The organism is Streptomyces sp. SN-593, assembly GCF_016756395.1.
Lineage (GTDB): Bacteria > Actinomycetota > Actinomycetes > Streptomycetales > Streptomycetaceae > Actinacidiphila > Actinacidiphila reveromycinica.
The window spans coordinates 5,705,466-5,724,628 of the sequence record NZ_AP018365.1; the positions used below are offsets into that span (position 1 = coordinate 5,705,466).

The following is a 19,163-nucleotide window of genomic DNA, read 5'->3' on the forward strand; positions in this document are numbered from 1 at the left end:
GCGCGTCGATTCTTTCGGCACGCCCGACGCCCGACGCCCGATGTCCACGACGCCTGCGGTACTGGGGAGGCCACGATGCCCACCGTGCGCGAAGCGCTCCTCGAAGCGGCGTCCACCGCGCTGGCCGGGCGGGCGTGGAGCGAGGTCCGGATGGTCGAGGTGGCCGCCGCCGCGGGGGTCTCCCGGCAGACCCTCTACAACGAGTTCCGCAGCAAGGAGGGGCTGGCCCGCGCGCTGGTCCGGCGGGAGGCCGACGGCTACCTCGCCGGCGTCGACGAGGCGCTCGCCCGGGCCGGACGGGACGGCGGCGACGCGGGCGACCGGTTCGCCGCCGCGGCCGGCTGGACGCTGGACCGCGCCCGCCGCAGCCCGCTGGTCCGCGCCGCGCTCGCCGGCGACGGCGCCCCACGCCCCTGGCTGACCCCGCTGCCCGACCTCGCCGGCGCGCTGCGCGCCCGCACCGCCGCCAGCCTGGCCGGTGCCTTCCCCCGGCTGCCCGCCGAGGATGTCGCCTGGGCCTGTGACACCGCGATCCGGCTGACCGTCTCCTACGTCCTCGTGCCCGCCCCGAGCGACGACGAGGCGTGCGCGCGGATCGCGCGGGCAGGGCGCAGCCTGCTGGCCCGGCGCCACCGCTGACGGGACGTCAGGAGGGCCGTCGGGGTGGGCGCCGGAGACGCCCCGGCCGTGTCCGGCCGGCCGCGGTCAGTGCGACGAACCGGAGATCTGGAGCCCGATCACACCGAGGATCACCAGCGAGATCGACACCAGCTTGAGGGCGGAGACCAGGTCGCCGAGGAAGGCCATGCCGTAGATCGCGGTGCCGGCCGCCCCGATGCCGGTCCAGACGGCGTACGCCGGGCCGACGTCGAGGCGCTTCAGCGAGAGGGTCAGCAGGCCGAACGAGCCGAGCGCGAACAGGCAGAAGGCCACCGTCGGCCACAGCCTGGTGAAGCCGTGCGACAGCTTCAGGCACACCGCGAACCCCGTCTCGAAGAGCCCCGCGACCACCACGAGAAGCCAGGGCATCGCGTGCCTCCGTATCCGTATCCGTATCCGTATCCGTCGTTCCGCGTTCCGCTGTGCGTCGCACGCGTGTGTTCGCAGCCGATCATCACACAGACGGGCCGGGGAACCGACGGGGGTACCGTCGCCGCCTGCGCGCCGCGGGCAGGCTTCACACCGTCAGTCGCCCTCGTGCCGCTCGCGCGTCGCCAGCAGCCGGCGCAGCGAGTCCAGCCGGGCGGGCTCGGCGTGGCCCGCCGCCACCCACGCGTCCAGCGCGCAGTCCGGCTCGTCGTGCGAGCAGGCGCGCGGGCAGTCCTCGGTGCCCGGCACCAGGTCGGGGAACGCCTGGACCACCCGCGACGGATCGATGTGCGCCAGGCCGAAGGACCGCACCCCGGGGGTGTCGATCACCCATCCGGAGTCGTCCGGCAGCGGCAGTGCGAGCGCCGAGGTGGTGGTGTGCCGGCCGCGGCCGGTGACGGCGTTGACCACGCCGGTGGTCCGCTGCCGTTCGACCAGCGCGTTGACCAGCGTGGTCTTGCCGACCCCGCTGTGGCCGACCAGCGCGGTGACGTGGCCGGCCAGCCGCTCCCGGACCTGGTCCACCCCGCCGGCCAGGAAGTCGTCCCGGCTGGTGACGACGTAGGGCGCGTCGAGCGCGCCGTACGTCTCCAGCAGCGGACCGGCCGGCGCAAGGTCGGACTTGGTGAGCACCAGCAGCGGGGTGAGCCCCGCGTCGTAGGCGGCGACCAGGCAGCGGTCGATCATCCGCGGGCGCGGCTCGGGGTCGGCGAGCGCGGTGACGATGGCGAGCTGGTCGGCGTTGGCGACCACGACCCGCTCGTACGGGTCGGTGTCGTCGGCGGTGCGGCGCAGCACCGAGGTGCGCTTCTCCACCCGGACGATCCGGGCCAGGGTGTCCTTGGCGCCCGACAGGTCGCCGACCACGGCCACCCGGTCGCCGACCACCGCGGACTTGCGGCCCAGTTCGCGCGCCTTCATCGCCGTGACCTCGCGGTCCTCGACCAGCACGGTGAGCCGGCCGCGGTCCACGGTCAGCACCATGCCCTCGGCGGCGTCCTCGTGCTTGGGGCGGATCGAGGTGCGCGGGCGGGTGCCCCGGCTGTTCGGGCGGACCCGGATGTCGTCCTCGTCGGGGTTCTTGCCGTAGCGGCGCATGGCGGCCGTCAGCCCCGTCCGTGCCCGGCGCCGGCGGACCCGGGCAGCGCGCCCGGGCGGGCCAGCATGCCCGTCCACAGGTCGGCGAAGTCCGGCAGCGTCTTGGCGGTCGTCGCGATGTTCTCCACCCGGACGCCGGGCACGGCCAGCCCGATCACCGCGGCGGCCGTGGCGAGCCGGTGGTCGTCGTAGGTGTGGAACACCCCGCCGTGCAGCGGGCGCGGGCGGATCACCAGGCCGTCCCCGGTCTCGCGGACGTCGCCGCCCAGGCCGTTCAGCTCGGCGGCCAGTGCGGCCAGCCGGTCCGTCTCGTGCAGCCGCAGGTGGGCGATGCCGGTCAGCTTCGACTCGCCGTCGGCGAGGGCGGCGACCGCGGCGATCACCGGGGTCAGCTCGCCCACGTCGCCCAGGTCCATGACGAGCGGGCGCAGCCGGCCGCTGCCGGCGAAGGTCAGACCGTGGTCGGTCAGCTCGCAGGAGCCGCCCATCCGGGTGAAGATCTCGCGCAGCGCGTCGCCGGGCTGCGCGGTCACGCGCGGCCAGGCCGGCACGGTGACCCGGCCGCCGGTGACCAGGGCCGCGGCCAGGAACGGCGCCGCGTTCGACAGGTCGGGCTCCACGGTCAGGTCCCGGCCGAGCAGCGCGCCCGCCGCGACCCGCCAGACCCCCGCGCTGCCGCCGTCCTCCGGGGCGTCCACCTTGGCCCCGGCCTTGCGCAGCATGTCGACGGTCATCCGGATGTGCGGTACCGACGGCAGGCTGTCGCCGGTGTGCCGCAGTTCCAGGCCCTTGTTGAAGCGCGGCCCCGACAGCAGCAGGGCGCTGACGAACTGCGACGAGGACGACGCGTCGACGTCCACCGCGCCGCCGGACAGCGACCCCGCGCCGTGCACGGTCATCGGCAGCGAGCCGCGGCCCTCGTCCTCCACCCGGGCGCCGAGCGCGCGCAGGGCGTCGATCACGCCGTGCAGCGGGCGCTCGTACGACCGCGCGTCGCCCTGGAAGCGGACCGGGCCGTCGGCGAGCGAGGCCACCGGCGGCAGGAAGCGCATCACGGTGCCGGCGTTGCCGACGTCCACCGTGGCCGGGCCGTGCAGCCCCGCCGGGATGATCCGCCATGCCTCGCCGCCGCCGGGGTTGACCGTTTCGTCAATCTGGACGCCCATCGCCCGCAGCGCGTCCGCCATGAGCACGGTGTCGCGGCTGCGCAGCGGTCGGCGCAGCCATCCGGGTTCCGCGGACAGCGCGGCGAGCACCAGGGCGCGGTTGGTCACGGACTTCGAACCCGGCACGAGGACGGTCGCGTCCACGGCGCCGGGCGCGGTCGGTGCCGGCCACGGTCGGGTCTGCGCGGTGCTGTCGGTCATGGGCAGCAAGCCTAGTGGCTCGGGTGGGAGGAGACGGGTCGGCGAATACGGCGAAACCCGCCGGAAACAGGGGGCGGCTACCCTCCCGGGCCCGCATCGGCGACGGCGTCCGGTCCTCCGGTCCTCCGGCCGTTCCGCCGTTCCGATGTCCCCTCCCGGCCGCGCGGCTCAGCGGACCAGCAGCCACCTGCCGCCCGCGAACAGGGAGCACAGCGCGACGACGTAGAACAGCAGCAGCCACAGCGCCGCCGGGGTGCCGGTCAGCCGCGCAAGCTGGTCCGCGTCGGACGCCCCGCTGCGGTCCCTGCGCCGGGAGCCCTGGAGCTCCGCTACCGGTCGGACCCCGCCCAGCAGCAGGAACCACACCACCAGATACGCGAAGGCGGCCTGCACCTGTGCGCGGGTGATCCACGACACGAGCAGGAACAGGGCGCCGGTGACCACGACGGTCAGCACCCCGTACGCGTTGCGGATCATGACCAGCATCACCAGGAGCAGCGCGGTCGCCCCCCACAGCAGCGCGGTGATGTGCCCGGCGGTCAGCAGTCCCGCCCCGGCCAGGCCCAGCAGCGGGGGCGCGGTGTACCCGGCCGCGGCGGTGAACACCATGCCCGGGCCGTGCGGCCGGCCCCTGGAGACGGTCAGGCCCGAGGTGTCGGAGTGCAGCCGTATGCCCTGGAGCCGGCGGCCGGTCAGCAGGGCGACCAGGCCGTGGCCGCCCTCGTGCGCGATCGTCACGGCGTTGCGGGTGACGTGCCACACACCGCGCAGCACCACGGCGGCGAGCGCGACCAGCGCCGTGGCCCCCACCAGCCAGTGCGAGGGCGCGGGCTGCGTCCCGGTCAGCCGGTCCCACATCTCGGTGATGCTCGCGACGTTCATGCGGTGCTCATTCCTCTCGGGTCGGCCGCGGCCCCGGCGGGTCGTCCGGCAACGGCCGTGCGGCCGGGCCGGGTTGGCGGCCCGAACACGTCCGGTCCTGTGGTGCGGCCGGGCTGTCGGCCGGGCCCGTGGTCGTGGCAGTGTGGCAGTCATGTGCGGTCGATATGCGGCGAGCCGGAAACCCGAGGACCTCGTCGACCTCTTCGAGGTCCGGCGATGGGACCCCGCCGAGAGCCTCGCGCCCGACTGGAACGTCGCTCCGACCAAGGACGTCTCCGTCATACTCGACCGTCCTGTGCGGGACTCCGGTTCCCCGGAACCGGTGCGGCAGCTCCGGCCGCTGCGCTGGGGCCTGGTGCCGTCCTGGGCGAAGAGCCCCGACGTCGGGGTGCGGATGATCAACGCCCGCGCCGAGACCGCCGCCGAGAAGCCGTCCTTCCGCCGCGCGCTGGCCGCGCGCCGCTGCCTGATCCCGGCCGACGGGTACTACGAGTGGGTGACCGGCGTCGAGGAGCGGCGGCTGGAGGAGGAGGGCCGCAAGAAGCGCTCCCGCAAGCAGCCGTACTTCGTCACCCTGGCCGACGGCTCGGTCTTCGCGATGGCCGGACTCTACGAGTTCTGGCGCGACGCCACGCTGCCCGAGGGCCACCCGCGCGCCTGGTGGGCCACCTGCACGGTGCTCACCACGGAGGCGGAGGACACCGACCTGGCCGGGTACGACGGCACCGGCCCGCGGTCGCTGGCCGCCATCCACCCGCGGATGCCGCTGATGATGACGCGCGACCGCTGGGACGTCTGGCTGGACCCGCGCACTTCGGACCCGGAGGTGCTGCGGGGCCTGCTCGCCGCCCCGCCGCCGGGGCTGCTGCGGGCCCACCCGGTCGGCACCGCGGTCAGCAGCGTGCGGAACAACGGGCCGGAACTGGTGGTGGAGCTGGCGGCGCCGGAGGAGGAGACGCTCTTCTGACCGCCGGGGCGGGCCGGCCTTGATGCGCCGGCCGCCCTTGATGCGCTGTCCGTCCCGGACGCGGCGGCCGTCCCGGATCGTCAGCCGTCCCGGGTCCTCGGCCGAGACGGTCCGCCGCAGGGGCGGTCCCCGCCGGGTCGTCCCGGCTCCGGCCGGGGCCGCTCTGGCAGGCTTGGCCGGGTGCACACCCCTGACGTCGAACTCGTCGAGACCCCCGCGGGCCCGGCCCGGATCACCTGGCACCGGCCGGAGGGCCGGGCGCGCTGCGTGCTCGCCCTCGGCCACGGCGCCGGCGGCGGCGTCACCGCCCGCGACCTGGTGGCGCTTGCGGCGGCGCTGCCCGGGCGCGAGGTGACCGTCGCACTGGTCGAGCAGCCCTGGCGGGTCGCCGGGAAGAAGATCGCGCCGGCGCCCAGGACCCTGGACAGCGGCTGGAGCGCCCTGTGGCCGCGGCTGGCCGCCCCCGGGCTGCCGGTGGTGGCCGGCGGGCGCAGCGCGGGCGCCCGGGTGGCCTGCCGCACCGCGCGGGAACTGGGCGCCGCCGCCGTCCTCGCGCTGGCGTTCCCGCTGCACCCGCCGGGCAAGCCGGAGAAGTCCCGCTACGACGAGCTGGCCGGCGCCGCCGACGTGCTGCCGCTGCTCGGGGTGCAGGGCGGCGCCGACGCGTTCGGGCGGCCCGGGGAGTTCCCGGCGGAGCGCCGGCCGGTGGAGGTGCCGCACGGCGACCACGCCTTCGCGGTGCCCAAGCGGGCACCGCTCACCCAGGAGGAGGCACTCGCCCGGCTGACCGGGGCGGTCGCCGAATGGCTCACCGGGCTGGGATTCGCCGCCCCGGCGTGAGACGTCTGCAACCGGCGCGGTAGGCCGCCCGGGGGTGGTTCTCCTTCCCGGGAATGACGACAGCGCGCGCGCTGTTGTGCGTGTCGACAGGGCCGCGCCCGCGGCACCGCAGAGGGTGAGAGAGGCAGCCGCATGGTTTCAGCCGCATGCCGGTCACGCGACGGGGCCGCCGCACAGGTGAGCGCGCGCATCGCGCCCCTCGGTGCTGGTCAGACGCCTGCCGCGCCGTACCTGGACTGGACCCGGTGGCCCGAGCAGGCCCGGGGCAAGGGCGCGACCAGCACGTCCACCAGCCGTGCAATATCCTCCCAAGCGGGCGGGTCCACATCTGGGCGCGCCGGCGTTATCGAGGAGGTGGGTCCGGTCACCGGCACCGACGACAGCACGGCGGGCACCGCGGGTGCGTCCGGTTCGGGCGAACCCCCCGTGTCTACGGCCACGGGGGCGGCACAGGAGACCGAGGCGCAGCGCAGCCGGCGTTTCGAGCGGGACGCGCTGGAGTTCCTCGACCAGATGTACTCGGCGGCGCTGCGGATGACCCGCAACCCGGCCGACGCGGAGGACCTGGTGCAGGAGACGTACGCGAAGGCGTACGCGTCGTTCCACCAGTTCCGCGAGGGCACCAACCTCAAGGCGTGGCTGTACCGCATCCTCACCAACAGCTTCATCAACTCCTACCGCAAGAAGCAGCGCGAGCCGCTGCGCAGCGGCTCCGAGGAGATCGAGGACTGGCAGCTCGCGCGCGCCGAGTCGCACATGTCGACCGGCCTGCGCTCCGCCGAGTCCCAGGCACTGGACCACCTGCCGGACTCCGACGTGAAGACCGCGCTCCAGACCATCCCCGAGGAGTTCCGCATCGCGGTGTACCTCGCTGATGTCGAGGGCTTTGCCTACAAGGAGATCGCGGACATCATGGGAACTCCCATCGGTACCGTGATGTCGCGGCTGCACCGCGGGCGCCGGCAGCTTCGCGAACTGCTGGAGGACTACGCCCGGGACCGCGGACTCGTCCCCGCGGGCGTGGCACGTGAGAAGGGCGCGGATTCATGAGCTGCGGAAACGCACATGAGACGGACTGCTCCGAGGTGCTCGACCACCTCTACGAGTACCTCGACGAGGAGATGTCCGACGACGCCTGCGCCAAGTTCAGGGAGCACTTCGACGAGTGCCATCCCTGCCTGGAGAAGTACGGCCTGGAAGTCGCGGTCAAGAAGCTGGTGAAGCGCTGCTGCGGTTCCGACGACGTCCCCAGCGACCTGCGCTCCAAGGTGATGATGCGGATCGAGCTGGTCCGGCGCGGCGAGGACGTGTCGGAACACGGGACGCTCAGCGCCGAGATCACCACGACCGAGGCGCCGTCGGCCTGACACCGCGGAGGCGGCTGGCCGGGCGGTACACGCCGCCCGCCAGGAAGCCGTCAAGCGAATTCGCCGCATCCCACTCCCACGAGTGAGTGATGGTGCCTCCTTCCGGCGTAATCGCCGCAAACTCCGCAGAGCCGCCCGCCGCGGCCCTATCCTCCTGAGTCTCGTACATCTCGTACGGACAGGAGGCCGTCGCCGTGTCACCCGCGCACCGCCGCTCGCAGCCGCACACGGTCTGCTGGGGTTCCGCCTGTGCCCGCCGGGTCCGGCAGGAGGCGCAGCAGGCGACCGTGCAGGCACTGATGCTGGCCCTGGAACTCAAGGACCCCTACACCCGGGCGCACAGCGAGCGGGTGGGCGCGCTGGCCGCGCGCATCGCCCGTGAACTGGGCGCGCCCGCGGCCCGGGTGGAGGCGGTCCGGCTCGGCGGCACCCTGCACGACATCGGCAAGCTCGCGGTGCCCACCGGCCTGCTGCGCAAGAACGGCCCGCTCACCGACGAGGAGCGTGGTGTGGTCCAACTCCACCCGGTCGACGGGGACGCCGTGCTGCGCGGCGTCCCCGTGCTCGCGGAGGCCCGCGCGGCGGTCCTGCACCACCACGAGCGGATCGACGGCACGGGGTACCCGTACGGCCTGACGGGCGGCCGGATTCCGGAGGCGGCCCGGATCGTGGCGGTGGCCGACGCGTTCGACGCCATGACCTCGACCCGCGCCTACCGCCCGGCCCGGCCGGACGCGCACGCGATGGCCGAGCTGCGGCGCTGCGCGGGCACCCAGTTCGATCCGGTGATGGTGGAGGCACTGGCGGGGGCACTGGCGGCGCAGGCGCCGACCGGAGCCGGCGCGCGGCCCGGAGCCGGCGCGCGGCCCGGAGCCGGCGCACCGGCCCGGCCGGTTCCGGCGCTGTGCGGGGCGACCGCGGCGGTCGAGGGACCCCTCCTGGCCAGGGTGCCCGCACGCCCTCCGACCTGGGCATGGTTGGATGCCGGTGCGAAGGGCAAGGGAGTCGGGTGAGGCCCGCGTTCCGCGAGCAGCGGGCTCGGGCTGAGACAACGGCCAGAATGTGCAAGGTTGGTGTCGTACAGGGTGGTACCGGCCGCATCCGGCCGACCGGCTGAGCGGGCAGGCGGGAAACGACGTTGAAGATCTTCGGAAGAGTGCGGCACCGGCCGTCGCCCACGTGGCGCCAGGCCACCGACCGGGCGTTCACGCTGATCGACGACGGTCGCTACGAGGACGCCGGCGCGCTGCTGACCCGCGCCGCCGATCTGGAGCCCTGGCTCTCCGAGTCCTGGTACAACCTGGCGCTGCTGCACAAGTTCCGGCACGACTGGGCCCAGGCCCGGATCGCCGGGCTGCGCGCCGTCGCGCTGCTGGACCGCCCGGTCGGCGCCCCGGACTGGTGGAACCTCGGCATCGCCGCCACCGCGCTCCAGGACTGGCCGCTGGCCCGCCGCGCCTGGCAGGCGTACGGGCTGCGGATGCCGGCCGGCACCGCGGAGCGCACCGGCGAGGAGTCGGTGCGGCTGCCGCTGGGCAGCGCGGCGGTGCGGCTGTCGCCGGAGGGCGAGGCCGAGGTGGTCTGGGGCCGGCGCCTGGACCCGGCCCGCATCGAGGTGCTGTCGATCCCGCTGCCGTCCTCCGGGCGCCGCTGGGGCGAGGTGGTGCTCCACGACGGGGTGCCGCACGGCGAGCGGGCCACCGAGCGCGGCTCCGGGTCGTCGGTCTACCCGGTCTTCGACGAGATCGAGCTGTGGGCGCCGTCGCCCGTGCCGACCTGGCTGGTGCTGCTCGAAGCAGGCACCCAGGCGGACCGCGACGCCCTGGAGCGGCTGGCCGCCGAGGCCGGTTACGCCGCCGAGGACTGGTCGTCCTCGGTCCGGCTGCTGTGCCGCACCTGCTCGGAGAGCCGGATGCCCACCGACGACGGCTCCTCCGCCACCCGCGACCCCCACGACCACGGCGAGCCCGGCCATCCGGGCCACCTCAGCCACATCAGCCACGCCGGGGAGGAGCCGGGCTGGACCGCCGAGCGCGAGTGCGGCATCGCCGCGCCGGCCGGGCTGGTGCAGGGACTGCTCGACAGTTGGGTGGCCGACAGTCCGGACACCCGGGACTGGCGGGACCTCGAAGAGGTCTGCTGAGCCGTCGCGCCGGCCGTCCGTGAGGCGGCCGTGGCGGCCCCGGCGACGGCCGTCGCACGGCCTCCGTGCCCGGTACGCCGCACTCCCCGCGGCCGCCCGCACCGGGGCGCCGCGGGCTTTCCGGTGCCGGCCGTGCGGCCTTGCGCCGTCCCGTACCCTGGGAAGGATCAGATTCGGGTTCCGGGAAGGCGTACGGCGGAGATGTCCCAGCAGCACACCGAGCAGCAACTCGACTTCGTCGACGACGTGACCGGCGCGGCGGAGCGCGAGTCGGAGCACCGCGAGCGCGGCACCGCGCGTCCGATCACGGTGGTGGGCAACCCGGTGCTGCACCGCGAGTGCAAGGACGTCACCGCCTTCGACGAGAGCCTGCTCGCCCTCGTGGACGACATGTTCGCCTCGCAGCGCGCCGCCGAGGGGGTCGGCCTCGCCGCCAACCAGATCGGCGTCGACCTGAAGGTCTTCGTCTACGACTGCGCCGATGACGACGACGTCCGCCACGTCGGAGCCGTCTGCAACCCCGTGGCGGTCGAACTCCCCGCGGACCGGCGGCGGCTGGACGACTCGAACGAGGGCTGCCTGTCGGTGCCCGGCGCCTACATGGAACTCGCCCGCCCCGACTACGCGGTGGTCCGCGGCCAGGACCTCCAGGGCAACCCGGTCGTCGTCCAGGGCACCGGGTACTTCGCGCGGTGCCTCCAGCACGAGACGGACCACCTCTACGGCCGCCTCTACATCGACCGCCTCTCCAAGCGCGACCGCAAGGACGTCATGCGCCAGATGGCCGAGGCCACCCCGCGCTTCGAGACCGTCCCCAACGACTGACGGCGGGGCCCGGCCGGCGGGGAGACCGCCGGCCGGGGCCGCGTCGGGCCGGGCGGGTACCGGGTCAGAAGTCCTCGTCCAGGGTGACGGTGCCCTCCACGGCCACCTGGTAGGCGGAGGGGCGGCGCTCGAAGAAGTTGGTCAGTTCCTGGACGCCCTGGAGCTCCATGAAGGAGAACGGGTTCTCCGAGCCGTAGACCGGGGGGAAGCCGAGGCGGGCCAGGCGCTGGTCGGCGACGCACTGGAGGTACGCGCGCATGGACGAGGTGTTCATGCCGGGCAGGCCGTCACCGCACAGGTCGTGCGCGAACAGCAGCTCCGCCTCGACCGCCTCGCGCATCATGTCGGTGACCTGGTCGCGCAGTTCGGCGTCGAACAGCTCGGGCTCCTCCTTGCGCACGGTGTCCACGACGTCGAACGCGAACGACATGTGCATGGTCTCGTCGCGGAACACCCAGTTGGTGCCGGTGGCCAGGCCGTGCAGCAGGCCGCGCGAGCGGAACCAGTAGACGTAGGCGAAGGCGCCGTAGAAGAACAGCCCCTCGATGCAGGCGGCGAAGCAGATCAGGTTGAGCAGGAAACGGCGCCGGTCGTCGCGGTCCGCGAGCCGGTCGACGGTCTCCACGGAGTCCATCCAGCGGAAGCAGAACTGCGCCTTCTCGCGGATGGAGGGGATGTTCTCGACGGCGGCGAACGCGGCGGCCCGGTCGTCCGGGTCGGGCAGGTAGGTGTCCAGCAGGGTCAGGTAGAACTGGACGTGGACGGCCTCCTCGAAGAGCTGGCGGGACAGGTACAGCCGCGCCTCGGGGGAGTTGATGTGCTTGTAGAGGGTGAGCACCAGGTTGTTGGCCACGATGGAGTCGCCGGTGGCGAAGAAGGCCACCAGCCGCCCGATCAGGTGCTGTTCGGCCGGGGACAGCTTGGCGAGGTCGGCGACGTCGGAGTGGAGGTCCACCTCCTCGACGGTCCAGGTGTTCTTGATGGCGTCGCGGTAGCGCTCGTAGAAGTCGGGGTAGCGCATCGGGCGCAGGGTCAGTTCGAAGCCCGGGTCGAGCAGGTTCTTCACGGTGCTCTCGGCGGTCGCGGTGCGCTCGGTGGTCGCGGTGCTCTCGGTGCTCGCGGCGGTGTGGGTGGTCATTACTGGCATGCCTCGCAGGACTCGGGGTTCTCCAGGGAGCAGGCGATCGCGTCGGCGTCGGCGGTCGCCGGGACTGCGGCCGGGGCGGGCGCCCCGGGGGTGCGCGCGGCGGTCCCGGCCGCCGCCGCGGGGGACGCGGCCGAGGACGCGGCCGTGGACGCCGCGCGCGCGATCCGGGTCGCCGGCCGCGACCGCAGGTAGTACGTGGTCTTCAGGCCGCGCTTCCACGCGTACGCGTACATCGAGCTGAGCTTGCCGATCGTCGGCGTCTCCAGGAACAGGTTCAGCGACTGGCTCTGGTCGAGGTAGGGAGTGCGGTCGGCGGCCAGGTCGATCAGGGCGCGCTGGGGCAGCTCCCACGCGGTGCGGTACAGCTCGCGCACCTGCTCCGGAATCCACTCCAGGCCCTGCACCGAGCCGTTGGACTCCCGCAGCGCCTCGCGGGTCCGCGCGTCCCACAGGCCCAGCCGCTTGAGGTCGGCCACCAGGTAGGAGTTGACCTGGAGGAACTCCCCGGAGAGCGTCTCGCGCTTGAAGAGGTTCGACACCTGCGGCTCGATGCACTCGTAGACGCCGGCGATGGAGGCGATCGTCGCGGTCGGCGCGATCGCGAGCAGCAGCGAGTTGCGCAGGCCGGTGGCGGCGATCCGGGCGCGCAGCGCGGCCCAGCGGTCCGGCCAGTGCGGGGTGGCGCCGAAGTGGTCGGGGTGCAGCACGCCGTCGGAGGTACGGGTCTGGTCCCACGCCGGCAGCGGGCCGCCGCGCTCGGCGAGGTCGCAGGACGCCTCGTACGCGGCCAGCATGATCCGCTCGGCGATCCTCGTGGACAGGGTGCGGGCGGCCTCGGAGCCGAACGGGAGCCCCAGCCGGAAGAAGACGTCCTGCAGGCCCATGACCCCCAGGCCCACCGGCCGCCAGCGGGAGTTGGACCGGCCGGCCTGCTCGGTCGGGTAGTAGTTGACGTCGACCACCCGGTCGAGGAAGGTGACCGCGGTGCGCACGGTGCGGTCCAGCCGCTCCCAGTCGATCGCGCGGTCGAGGCCGCCGTGTGCGGCGTCGCCGTCCTCCCGCTCCCGCGGGGCGGTCACGAACGCGCCCAGGTTCACCGACCCCAGGTTGCACACCGCCGTCTCGGAGTCGTCGGAGACCTCCAGGATCTCGGTGCACAGGTTGGAGGAGTGCACGGTCCTGCCCGGGCGGGCGGTCTGGTTCGCGGTGCGGTTGGCGGCGTCCTTGAAGGTCATCCAGCCGTTGCCGGTCTGCGCGAGGGTGCGCATCATCCGGCCGTACAGCTCGCGCGCCGCGATGGTGCGGCGGGCCAGGCCGGCCGCTTCCGCGCGGCGGTAGGCGGCGTCGAAGTCGTCGCCCCACAGGTCGACCAGCTCGGGGACGTCGGCGGGGGAGAAGAGCGACCACTGCGCGTCGGCGTCGACCCGGCGCATGAACTCGTCCGGCACCCAGTGCGCGAGGTTCAGGTTGTGGGTGCGGCGGGCGTCCTCGCCGGTGTTGTCCCGCAGTTCGAGGAACTCCTCGATGTCGGCGTGCCAGGTCTCCAGGTAGACCGCGGCGGCGCCCTTGCGGCGGCCGCCCTGGTTCACCGCGGCCACCGAGGCGTCGAGGGTCTTCAGGAACGGCACGATGCCGTTGGAGTGCCCGTTGGTGCCGCGGATCAGCGAACCGCGGGCCCGCACCCGGGAGTAGGGGATGCCGATGCCGCCGGCGTGCTTCGACAGGCGGGCCACCTGGTGGTAGCGGTCGTAGATGGAGTCCAACTGGTCCCGCGGGGAGTCCAGCAGGTAGCAGGAGGACATCTGCGGGTGGCGGGTGCCGGAGTTGAAGAGGGTGGGCGAACTGGGCAGGTACTCCAGCGCGCTCATCAGCCGGTACAGCTCGGCGACCTCCTCCACCACGCGGTCGCCGGCCGCGGCCGGGCCGCCGGCGGCGGTGCCGTCGTCGTCGGCGAGGCCGCAGGCGACCCGGAGCATGAAGTGCTGCGGGGTCTCGATCACCTGGCGGGTGATCGGGTGGCGCAGCAGGTAGCGGCTGTGCAGCGTGCGCAGGCCGAAGTAGCCGAAGCGGTCGTCGGCGCCGTCGGCGAGCGCCTGTTCCACCAGCGCGTCCAGCCGGTCGGCGTGGGCGGCCGCGAAGGCGGCGGTGCGGTCGCCGATCAGGCCCTCGCGGTGGCCGACCGCGACGGACTCGGTGAAGCGGACCGCGCCCTGGCCGGCGGCCTCCTCGGTGACGGCCGCGCTCAGCAGGCGGGCGGCGAGCCGGGAGTACGCCGGGTCCTCGGAGATCAGCCCGGCGGCCGCGTCGGTGGCGAGGGTGCGCAGTTCGGCCCGCCCGGCGCCGGCGCTGCGGCCGCGCAGCGCGGCGGCGGTGACCCGGCCGGGGTCGGCGTCGGGCAGGTCGGCGGTCAACGCGACCAGGGTGCGCAGCAGTTCGGCGCCTGCGCTGTCCGCGGGCTCCGGCACCGGGGCCCGGCCGGGAGGCGCGGGTTCCGGCGCCGGGGGCCGGCCGGCGGCAGCGGCGGGGGCCGCCGGGGAGGTGTCGGCGGTCGGCGCGGGTGCGGTGGGCGCGGTGGTCACGGTGGAGCTCTCCCTCGTACGCGGCGGCGGCCGCGCGGAGGGCGACGGGAGGCAGGGCGGGGCGTTCTACGGCACGCCGCCGTGCGTCCGTCGGCCCAGTCCACGAGGCCCGGACGGTCCCTCCCGTCGAGCCGGGCAGGCTCGGGAGGCACCCCCGCGCGCGAGTGCGCGCGGACGTGGCGGCCGGCAGGCGATCGGGCTGTACGGCGCGCTGGACGCGCGTCCGTTCACCGTTGCGGGGCAGCGCCGGATTCGCACCGGCTTCCCCTGCGGCAACGAGGTTGAGCATACATGTGGTGCCGTCTGTCGAAGACGACACCACATGTTGTGTCGTGCTGTCAGTTTTGGTGAGGGTTGCAGGCGGTGTGGGGTAGAGCGTTCCGGGCCGCCGGGCCGGGCCGCCGGGCCGGGCCGGGCGGGTGGCCGGGCCGGGCCGGGCCGGGCGGGTGGCCGGCCGGCGGCGTGCGGGCGGCCGGCTCCGGCGCGGGCTCAGAGTCGGGCGCGCTCGCGGTCCGCCTCCTTCAGCTCCCGGGTGATCTTCGCCTCGTGGCGGAGCCCGAGGACGGGGACGAAGGTGAGGGCGAGGACGAGGGCGAGGAGGGCGGCGATGTCGAGGAGAACGGTCATGGGTCCATGGTCGCCACGCCGCTTACCGCCGAACAGTGGCAGTGCTGCCGTACTACCGAAACATCCTGCCAAGTGGCAGGGTGGTCACCATGCTGGAGAACGTGGCGACGGTGATCCTGGACGGCGTGCACCCCTTCGAACTCGGGGTCGTCTGCGAGGTCTTCGGGCTGGACCGCAGCGACGAGGGACTGCCGCGGTACGACTTCGCGGTGGTCTCGGCGGAGGGCCCGCGGGTGCGGACGCACGCCGGGTTCGAGATGGTGGTCTCGCAGGACCTGGACCGGCTGGAGGAGGCGGACCTGGTCGCGGTGCCGGCCGGCGACGCGTACGTCGACCGCGACTTCCCGCGGCCGATGACGGACGCGCTGAACCGCGCGGTCGAGCGCGGCGCGACGGTGGTGAGCGTGTGCTCGGGGGTGTTCGCGCTGGGCGCGGCCGGGCTGCTGGACGGTCGGCGGTGCGCGGCGCACTGGCGGCACGCCGACCTGCTGGCGCGGCGCCACCCGCAGGCCAGGGTCGAGGCCGACGTGCTCTACGTCGACGACCGGGGCGTGGTCACCTCGGCCGGCACCGCGGCGGGGATCGACGCCTGCCTGCACCTCGTCCGCAAGGAGCAGGGCAGCGCGGTCGCCAACGGCATCGCCCGGCGCATGGTGGTCCCCCCGCACCGCGAGGGCGGCCAGGCGCAGTACGTGGACCGGCCGCTGCCCCGGGCGCAGAGCGACACCGTCGCCGGGGTGCTCTCCTGGATGGAGCGGCACCTGGACCGCGAGGTGACCGTCGAGGAACTGGCCGCGCGCGCCCACATGTCGCCCCGCACCTTCGCCCGGCGCTTCCAGCAGGAGACCGGGACCACGCCCTACCGCTGGCTGCTCGGGCAGCGGGTGCTGCTCGCCCGGGAACTGCTGGAGGGGACGGACGTCACGGTCGACTCCGTCGCGGTGCGCGCCGGGTTCGGCAACGCGGCCACCCTGCGGCACCACTTCGTCCGCTGGACCGGCACCACCCCGCAGGCGTACCGGCGGACGTTCCGCGCGCCCAGCCCCGTGGCGTAGCCTCCCGCCGGCGGTGGACCCGCCACGCGCCGGCCGGAGGCGGGGCGCCTACGTGGACGGAGCGGGCGTCGGGGCCAGGGGCAGCTCGGGTTCGCCCGGCTCGCCGGGCTCCGCGGTGTAGTCCGCGAGGACCGTCTCGTCGGTGCCCGCGGGCGCCTTCACCGCGCGCAGCACCAGCGTGAGCACGACGGCCACGGCCAGGTTGAGCACGAAGGCGGTGAGCCCGATGTACCCGATCCTCCCGATGCCCGGGATCGTGTCGGAGTTGCCGCCGAAGTGCGACTGCGCGGGGCTGGACTGCTCGTACGCCTTCCAGGTGCCGTAGGCCATGCCCACCGCCCAGCCGGCCAGCAGCGCCCAGCGGTGGAACCAGCGGGTGAACAGGCCGCCGACGATCGCGGGCACCGTCTGGAGGATCCAGATCCCGCCCAGCAACTGGAAGTTGATCGCCACGGTCTTGTCCATCGACAGCACGAAGACCAGGGCGCCGACCTTCACCACCAGCGAGGCCAGCTTGGAGACGCGGGTCTCCTCCTCGGCGGTGGCGTTCGGGCGGATCAGGTCCTTGTAGATGTTGCGGGTGAACAGGTTGGCCGCGGCGATGGACATGATCGCGGCGGGCACCAGCGCGCCGATCGCGATCGCGGCGAAGGCGACGCCGGTGAACCAGCTCGGGAAGATGTTCTCGAAGAGCTGCGGGATGGCGAGTTGGGGGTTGTAGCCCTTGACGTTCTTGCCGACGCCGTCGGCGACCGCCATGAAGCCGAGCATCGCCAGCAGCCCCAGCATCAGGGAGTACAGCGGCAGGATCGCGGTGTTGCGCTGGATCACCGTCCGGCTCTTGCCGGAGAGCACCGCGGTCACCGAGTGCGGGTAGAGGAACAGGGCCATCGCGGAGCCCAACGCGAGGGTGGCGTAGGCCCACTGGGCCTGCGGGGCGACGGTGAGCGACCCGCGCGGCTTGCCGGTGGCGGGGTTCTTCACCGCGTAGGCGGCGCTCGCCTTGTGGAAGATGTCGTCGAACCCGCCGAGCTTGTACGGGATGTAGATGATCGCCACCGCGATCACGATGTAGATCAGCGCGTCCTTGACGAAGGCGATCAGCGCGGGCGCGCGCAGCCCGGAGGAGTAGGTGTAGGCGGCGAGCACGCCGAAGGCGATCAGCAGCGGCAGGTCCTTGACGAACCAGTTCGTCGAGTCGCTGCCGCCGATCCCCACCACGTCCAGCACGGCCTGGATGCCGACGAGTTGGAGCGCGATGTACGGCATCGTGGCCAGGATGCCGGTGAGCGCGACGGCCACCGACAGGCTCTTGGAGCCGAACCGCCCGCGGATGAAGTCCGAGGAGGTCACGTAGCCGTGGCGGCGCGAGACCGACCACAGCCGCGGCAGGAAGAGGAAGACCAGCGGGTAGGCGATGATCGTGTACGGCACCGCGAAGAAGCCGGACGCGCCGGCGGTGTAGATGGCGGCCGGCACGGCCACGAAGGTGTACGCGGTGTACAGGTCGCCGCCCAGCAGGAACCAGGTCACCCAGGTGCCGAAGCTGCGGCCGCCCAACCCCCACTCGTCCAGGTGCAGCGCGTTGTCCGCGCGGCGCCAGCGGGCGGCCAGGAAGCCCATCACCGTGACGGCGAGGAAGAAGAAGACGAGGACGCCGAGCGCCACCCCGTCGACGTGGTCGTTCACTTGCCGGCACCCCCCTTGCGGCTGCGCGCGTCCCGCCGGACCAGCACGTACGCGGTGTAGGTGAGCGCCGCCGACACCGGCACCCAGGCGAGCTGGTACCAGTAGAAGAACGGCATCCCGATGAAGGTCGGGGTCAGCCGCGAGTAGGTGCTGACCCACAGGGTGCTGACGAGCGGAATGAGCAGGCAGATTCCGGCCACCACCCGCGCGGGCGTGACCACCGGCAGTGGTCCGTCCGCCGGCCGGCGCGGTGGTGGTACGTGTGTCGGCGCAGTCGGCACAGTTGGTGCTCCCGTCCCCTAGAGCGATCATTGCGGTGCGCAGGAATCTATGGGAGGGAGGTGACAGGCGTCACTACCTGTGCCGATATCCACCGTACGGGCGAGGGGCGGAGCGGCCCGCGCGCGGGCGGAGGCCGCCGCGGACCGGCGGTGGCGGTACGGCAGGGGGCTCGGTGCGGGCTCGTCCGCCGGCTCAGTCCGTCGGGCGGTTGAGCCGTGCCACGAATTTGTACCTGTCGCCGCGGTACACCGACCGCACCCACTCCACCGGTTCGCCCGTGGTGTCCACGGAGTGCCGGGAGAGCATCAGCATCGGCAGCCCGACGTCGGTGCTCAGCAGCCCCGCCTCGCGCGGGGTGGCGAGCGAGGTCTCGATGGTCTCCTCGGCCCGGGCCAGCCGCACGTCGTAGACCTCGGCGAGCGCGGTGTAGAGCGAGGTGTACTTCGCCAGGCTGCGGCGCAGCGCCGGGAAGCGCTTGGCGGACAGGTGGGTGGTCTCGATCGCCATCGGCTCGCTGTTGGCCAGCCGCAGCCGCTCGATCCGCAGCACCCGGCCGCCGGCCTTCATGTCGAGCAGGCCGGCCAGCCGGTCGTCGGCGGTGATGTACCCGATGTCCAGGAGCTGCGAGGTCGGTTCCAGCCCCTGGGCGCGCATGTCCTCGGTGTACGAGGTCAGTTGCAGTGCCTGGGAGACCTTCGGCTTGGCCACGAAGGTGCCCTTGCCCTGGATGCGCTCCAGCCGGCCCTCGACCACCAGCTCCTGGAGCGCCTGGCGCACGGTGGTACGGGAGGTGTCGAACTCGGTGGCGAGGGTGCGCTCCGGCGGTACCGGGGAACCGGGCGGCATGGTCTGGGTGATGTCCAGGAGATGGCGCTTGAGCCGGTAGTACTTCGGCACGCGGGCGGTGCGGCCCGCGGTTCCGCTCCCCGTGGGTTCCGCGTTGCTGCCCGTCGCGCTGTCCATCCCGCGTACTCCCGACTGCCGTCGTGCTGCCGTCACCGGCTCCTCCGTTGATCGCGGTCACATGGTGGCACGGGCTCCCCGCCGGAGGGAGGCGGTGGGTGGCTGATGCCCTCCAGGTGTCGGTCCGATAACAGGTCCGACGGGTGTTCTTATACACCCTTGACACCCCTAAAGGTCTAGGCCAAGCTCCGGGTACTGGTCTAAACCATTAATGACCAATCCCAGACCCACAAGCAGGACGCG

19 protein-coding genes and 1 riboswitch are annotated in these 19,163 nt (G+C 73.5%); of the genes, 9 read left to right on the forward strand and 10 right to left on the reverse strand.

The features are described from left to right. Positions 1-75 precede the first annotated feature (75 nt). Complete coding sequence (locus RVR_RS24340) at positions 76-639, forward strand: TetR/AcrR family transcriptional regulator (RefSeq protein ID WP_202236050.1); 564 nt, start codon at positions 76-78, stop codon at positions 637-639. 66 nt (positions 640-705) lie between these two features. Here the strand turns inward: RVR_RS24340 and RVR_RS24345 are convergent, their stop codons facing one another. The 4 genes from RVR_RS24345 to RVR_RS24360 form a co-directional block, all read right to left on the reverse strand. Next, complete coding sequence (locus RVR_RS24345; protein ID WP_202236051.1) at positions 706-1,029, reverse strand: DMT family transporter; 324 nt, start codon at positions 1,027-1,029, stop codon at positions 706-708. A 156-nt stretch (positions 1,030-1,185) separates the two neighbouring features. After that, positions 1,186-2,187: a ribosome small subunit-dependent GTPase A gene (rsgA, locus tag RVR_RS24350; RefSeq protein ID WP_202236055.1), complete on the reverse strand. Its 1,002-nt coding sequence runs from the start codon at positions 2,185-2,187 to the stop codon at positions 1,186-1,188. 8 nt (positions 2,188-2,195) lie between these two features. Next, positions 2,196-3,554, reverse strand: coding sequence for a 3-phosphoshikimate 1-carboxyvinyltransferase (gene aroA / locus RVR_RS24355; RefSeq protein WP_202236056.1), 1,359 nt, complete (start codon positions 3,552-3,554; stop codon positions 2,196-2,198). A gap of 168 nt (positions 3,555-3,722) precedes the next feature. Then, positions 3,723-4,436: a M50 family metallopeptidase gene (locus RVR_RS24360; protein ID WP_202236057.1), complete on the reverse strand. Its 714-nt coding sequence runs from the start codon at positions 4,434-4,436 to the stop codon at positions 3,723-3,725. Between the two features lie 151 nt (positions 4,437-4,587). On the opposite strand from RVR_RS24360, the gene RVR_RS24365 reads away from it, so the two are divergent. The 7 genes from RVR_RS24365 (at position 4,588) to def (ending at position 10,578) form a co-directional block, all read left to right on the forward strand. Next, the gene (locus tag RVR_RS24365; protein ID WP_202236058.1) at positions 4,588-5,403 is read left to right on the forward strand and encodes an SOS response-associated peptidase; all 816 of its coding nucleotides are present in this window, start codon (positions 4,588-4,590) and stop codon (positions 5,401-5,403) included. A 180-nt stretch (positions 5,404-5,583) separates the two neighbouring features. After that, positions 5,584-6,243 carry an alpha/beta hydrolase family protein gene (locus RVR_RS24370; RefSeq protein ID WP_202236059.1) on the forward strand — a complete coding sequence of 220 codons (660 nt, stop codon included), beginning with the start codon at positions 5,584-5,586 and terminating at the stop codon, positions 6,241-6,243. Between the two features lie 354 nt (positions 6,244-6,597). Continuing rightward, positions 6,598-7,293 carry a sigma-70 family RNA polymerase sigma factor gene (locus RVR_RS24375; RefSeq protein WP_202239071.1) on the forward strand — a complete coding sequence of 232 codons (696 nt, stop codon included), beginning with the start codon at positions 6,598-6,600 and terminating at the stop codon, positions 7,291-7,293. After that, complete coding sequence (gene rsrA, locus RVR_RS24380; protein WP_202236060.1) at positions 7,290-7,610, forward strand: mycothiol system anti-sigma-R factor; 321 nt, start codon at positions 7,290-7,292, stop codon at positions 7,608-7,610. Before RVR_RS24375 ends, rsrA begins: the two co-directional genes overlap by 4 nt. A 194-nt stretch (positions 7,611-7,804) precedes the next feature. Next, positions 7,805-8,623 (forward strand): HD-GYP domain-containing protein, encoded by an 819-nt coding sequence (locus RVR_RS24385; RefSeq protein ID WP_430393173.1) that lies wholly within the window; start codon positions 7,805-7,807, stop codon positions 8,621-8,623. 125 nt (positions 8,624-8,748) lie between these two features. Continuing rightward, positions 8,749-9,753 carry a tetratricopeptide repeat protein gene (locus RVR_RS24390; protein WP_202236061.1) on the forward strand — a complete coding sequence of 335 codons (1,005 nt, stop codon included), beginning with the start codon at positions 8,749-8,751 and terminating at the stop codon, positions 9,751-9,753. A gap of 201 nt (positions 9,754-9,954) precedes the next feature. Further along, positions 9,955-10,578, forward strand: a complete 624-nt coding sequence (gene def, locus RVR_RS24395) for a peptide deformylase (RefSeq protein ID WP_202236062.1) — start codon at positions 9,955-9,957, stop codon at positions 10,576-10,578. A gap of 64 nt (positions 10,579-10,642) precedes the next feature. On the opposite strand, the gene RVR_RS24400 is transcribed toward def, so the two are convergent. The 3 genes from RVR_RS24400 to RVR_RS24410 form a co-directional block, all read right to left on the reverse strand. Further along, the gene (locus RVR_RS24400; protein ID WP_237405395.1) at positions 10,643-11,599 is read right to left on the reverse strand and encodes a ribonucleotide-diphosphate reductase subunit beta; all 957 of its coding nucleotides are present in this window, start codon (positions 11,597-11,599) and stop codon (positions 10,643-10,645) included. A 116-nt stretch (positions 11,600-11,715) separates the two neighbouring features. Beyond that, a complete protein-coding gene (locus RVR_RS24405) occupies positions 11,716-14,304 on the reverse strand; it encodes a ribonucleoside-diphosphate reductase subunit alpha (RefSeq protein ID WP_430393174.1) in 2,589 nt (862 codons plus the stop codon). Positions 14,305-14,472: 168 nt separating this feature from the next. Further along, positions 14,473-14,623: riboswitch (cobalamin riboswitch) on the reverse strand. A 170-nt stretch (positions 14,624-14,793) separates the two neighbouring features. Next, positions 14,794-14,931, reverse strand: a complete 138-nt coding sequence (locus tag RVR_RS24410; protein ID WP_202236063.1) for a hypothetical protein — start codon at positions 14,929-14,931, stop codon at positions 14,794-14,796. An 89-nt stretch (positions 14,932-15,020) separates the two neighbouring features. Between RVR_RS24410 and RVR_RS24415 the strand changes: the two genes are divergently transcribed. Continuing rightward, positions 15,021-15,986, forward strand: coding sequence for a GlxA family transcriptional regulator (locus RVR_RS24415; RefSeq protein ID WP_202236064.1), 966 nt, complete (start codon positions 15,021-15,023; stop codon positions 15,984-15,986). Between the two features lie 48 nt (positions 15,987-16,034). Here RVR_RS24415 and mctP read toward each other — a convergent pair whose 3' ends face one another. The 3 genes from mctP to RVR_RS24430 form a co-directional block, all read right to left on the reverse strand. Then, a complete protein-coding gene (mctP, locus tag RVR_RS24420) occupies positions 16,035-17,675 on the reverse strand; it encodes a monocarboxylate uptake permease MctP (protein ID WP_202236065.1) in 1,641 nt (546 codons plus the stop codon). Further along, a complete protein-coding gene (locus RVR_RS24425; protein ID WP_202239088.1) occupies positions 17,672-17,902 on the reverse strand; it encodes a DUF3311 domain-containing protein in 231 nt (76 codons plus the stop codon). The genes mctP and RVR_RS24425 overlap by 4 nt, the downstream gene beginning before the upstream one ends. Positions 17,903-18,149: 247 nt before the next feature. Further along, positions 18,150-18,920, reverse strand: a complete 771-nt coding sequence (locus RVR_RS24430) for a GntR family transcriptional regulator (protein ID WP_202236066.1) — start codon at positions 18,918-18,920, stop codon at positions 18,150-18,152. Between the last annotated feature and the right edge of the window lie 243 nt (positions 18,921-19,163).

Bases quoted from the DNA above. Each gene is read 5' to 3' on its own strand.
- RVR_RS24360 (WP_202236057.1), bottom strand. From the start codon at position 4,436: ATGAACGTCGCGAGCATCACCGAGATGTGGGACCGGCTGACCGGGACG.
- RVR_RS24400 (WP_237405395.1), bottom strand. From the start codon at position 11,599: ATGCGCTACCCCGACTTCTACGAGCGCTACCGCGACGCCATCAAGAAC.
- RVR_RS24340 (WP_202236050.1), top strand. From the start codon at position 76: ATGCCCACCGTGCGCGAAGCGCTCCTCGAAGCGGCGTCCACCGCGCTG.
- RVR_RS24410 (WP_202236063.1), bottom strand. From the start codon at position 14,931: ATGACCGTTCTCCTCGACATCGCCGCCCTCCTCGCCCTCGTCCTCGCC.
- aroA (WP_202236056.1), bottom strand. From the start codon at position 3,554: ATGACCGACAGCACCGCGCAGACCCGACCGTGGCCGGCACCGACCGCG.
- RVR_RS24365 (WP_202236058.1), top strand. From the start codon at position 4,588: ATGTGCGGTCGATATGCGGCGAGCCGGAAACCCGAGGACCTCGTCGAC.
- rsrA (WP_202236060.1), top strand. From the start codon at position 7,290: ATGAGCTGCGGAAACGCACATGAGACGGACTGCTCCGAGGTGCTCGAC.
- RVR_RS24415 (WP_202236064.1), top strand. From the start codon at position 15,021: ATGCTGGAGAACGTGGCGACGGTGATCCTGGACGGCGTGCACCCCTTC.
- rsgA (WP_202236055.1), bottom strand. From the start codon at position 2,187: ATGCGCCGCTACGGCAAGAACCCCGACGAGGACGACATCCGGGTCCGC.
- RVR_RS24430 (WP_202236066.1), bottom strand. From the start codon at position 18,920: ATGGACAGCGCGACGGGCAGCAACGCGGAACCCACGGGGAGCGGAACC.
- RVR_RS24345 (WP_202236051.1), bottom strand. From the start codon at position 1,029: ATGCCCTGGCTTCTCGTGGTGGTCGCGGGGCTCTTCGAGACGGGGTTC.
- def (WP_202236062.1), top strand. From the start codon at position 9,955: ATGTCCCAGCAGCACACCGAGCAGCAACTCGACTTCGTCGACGACGTG.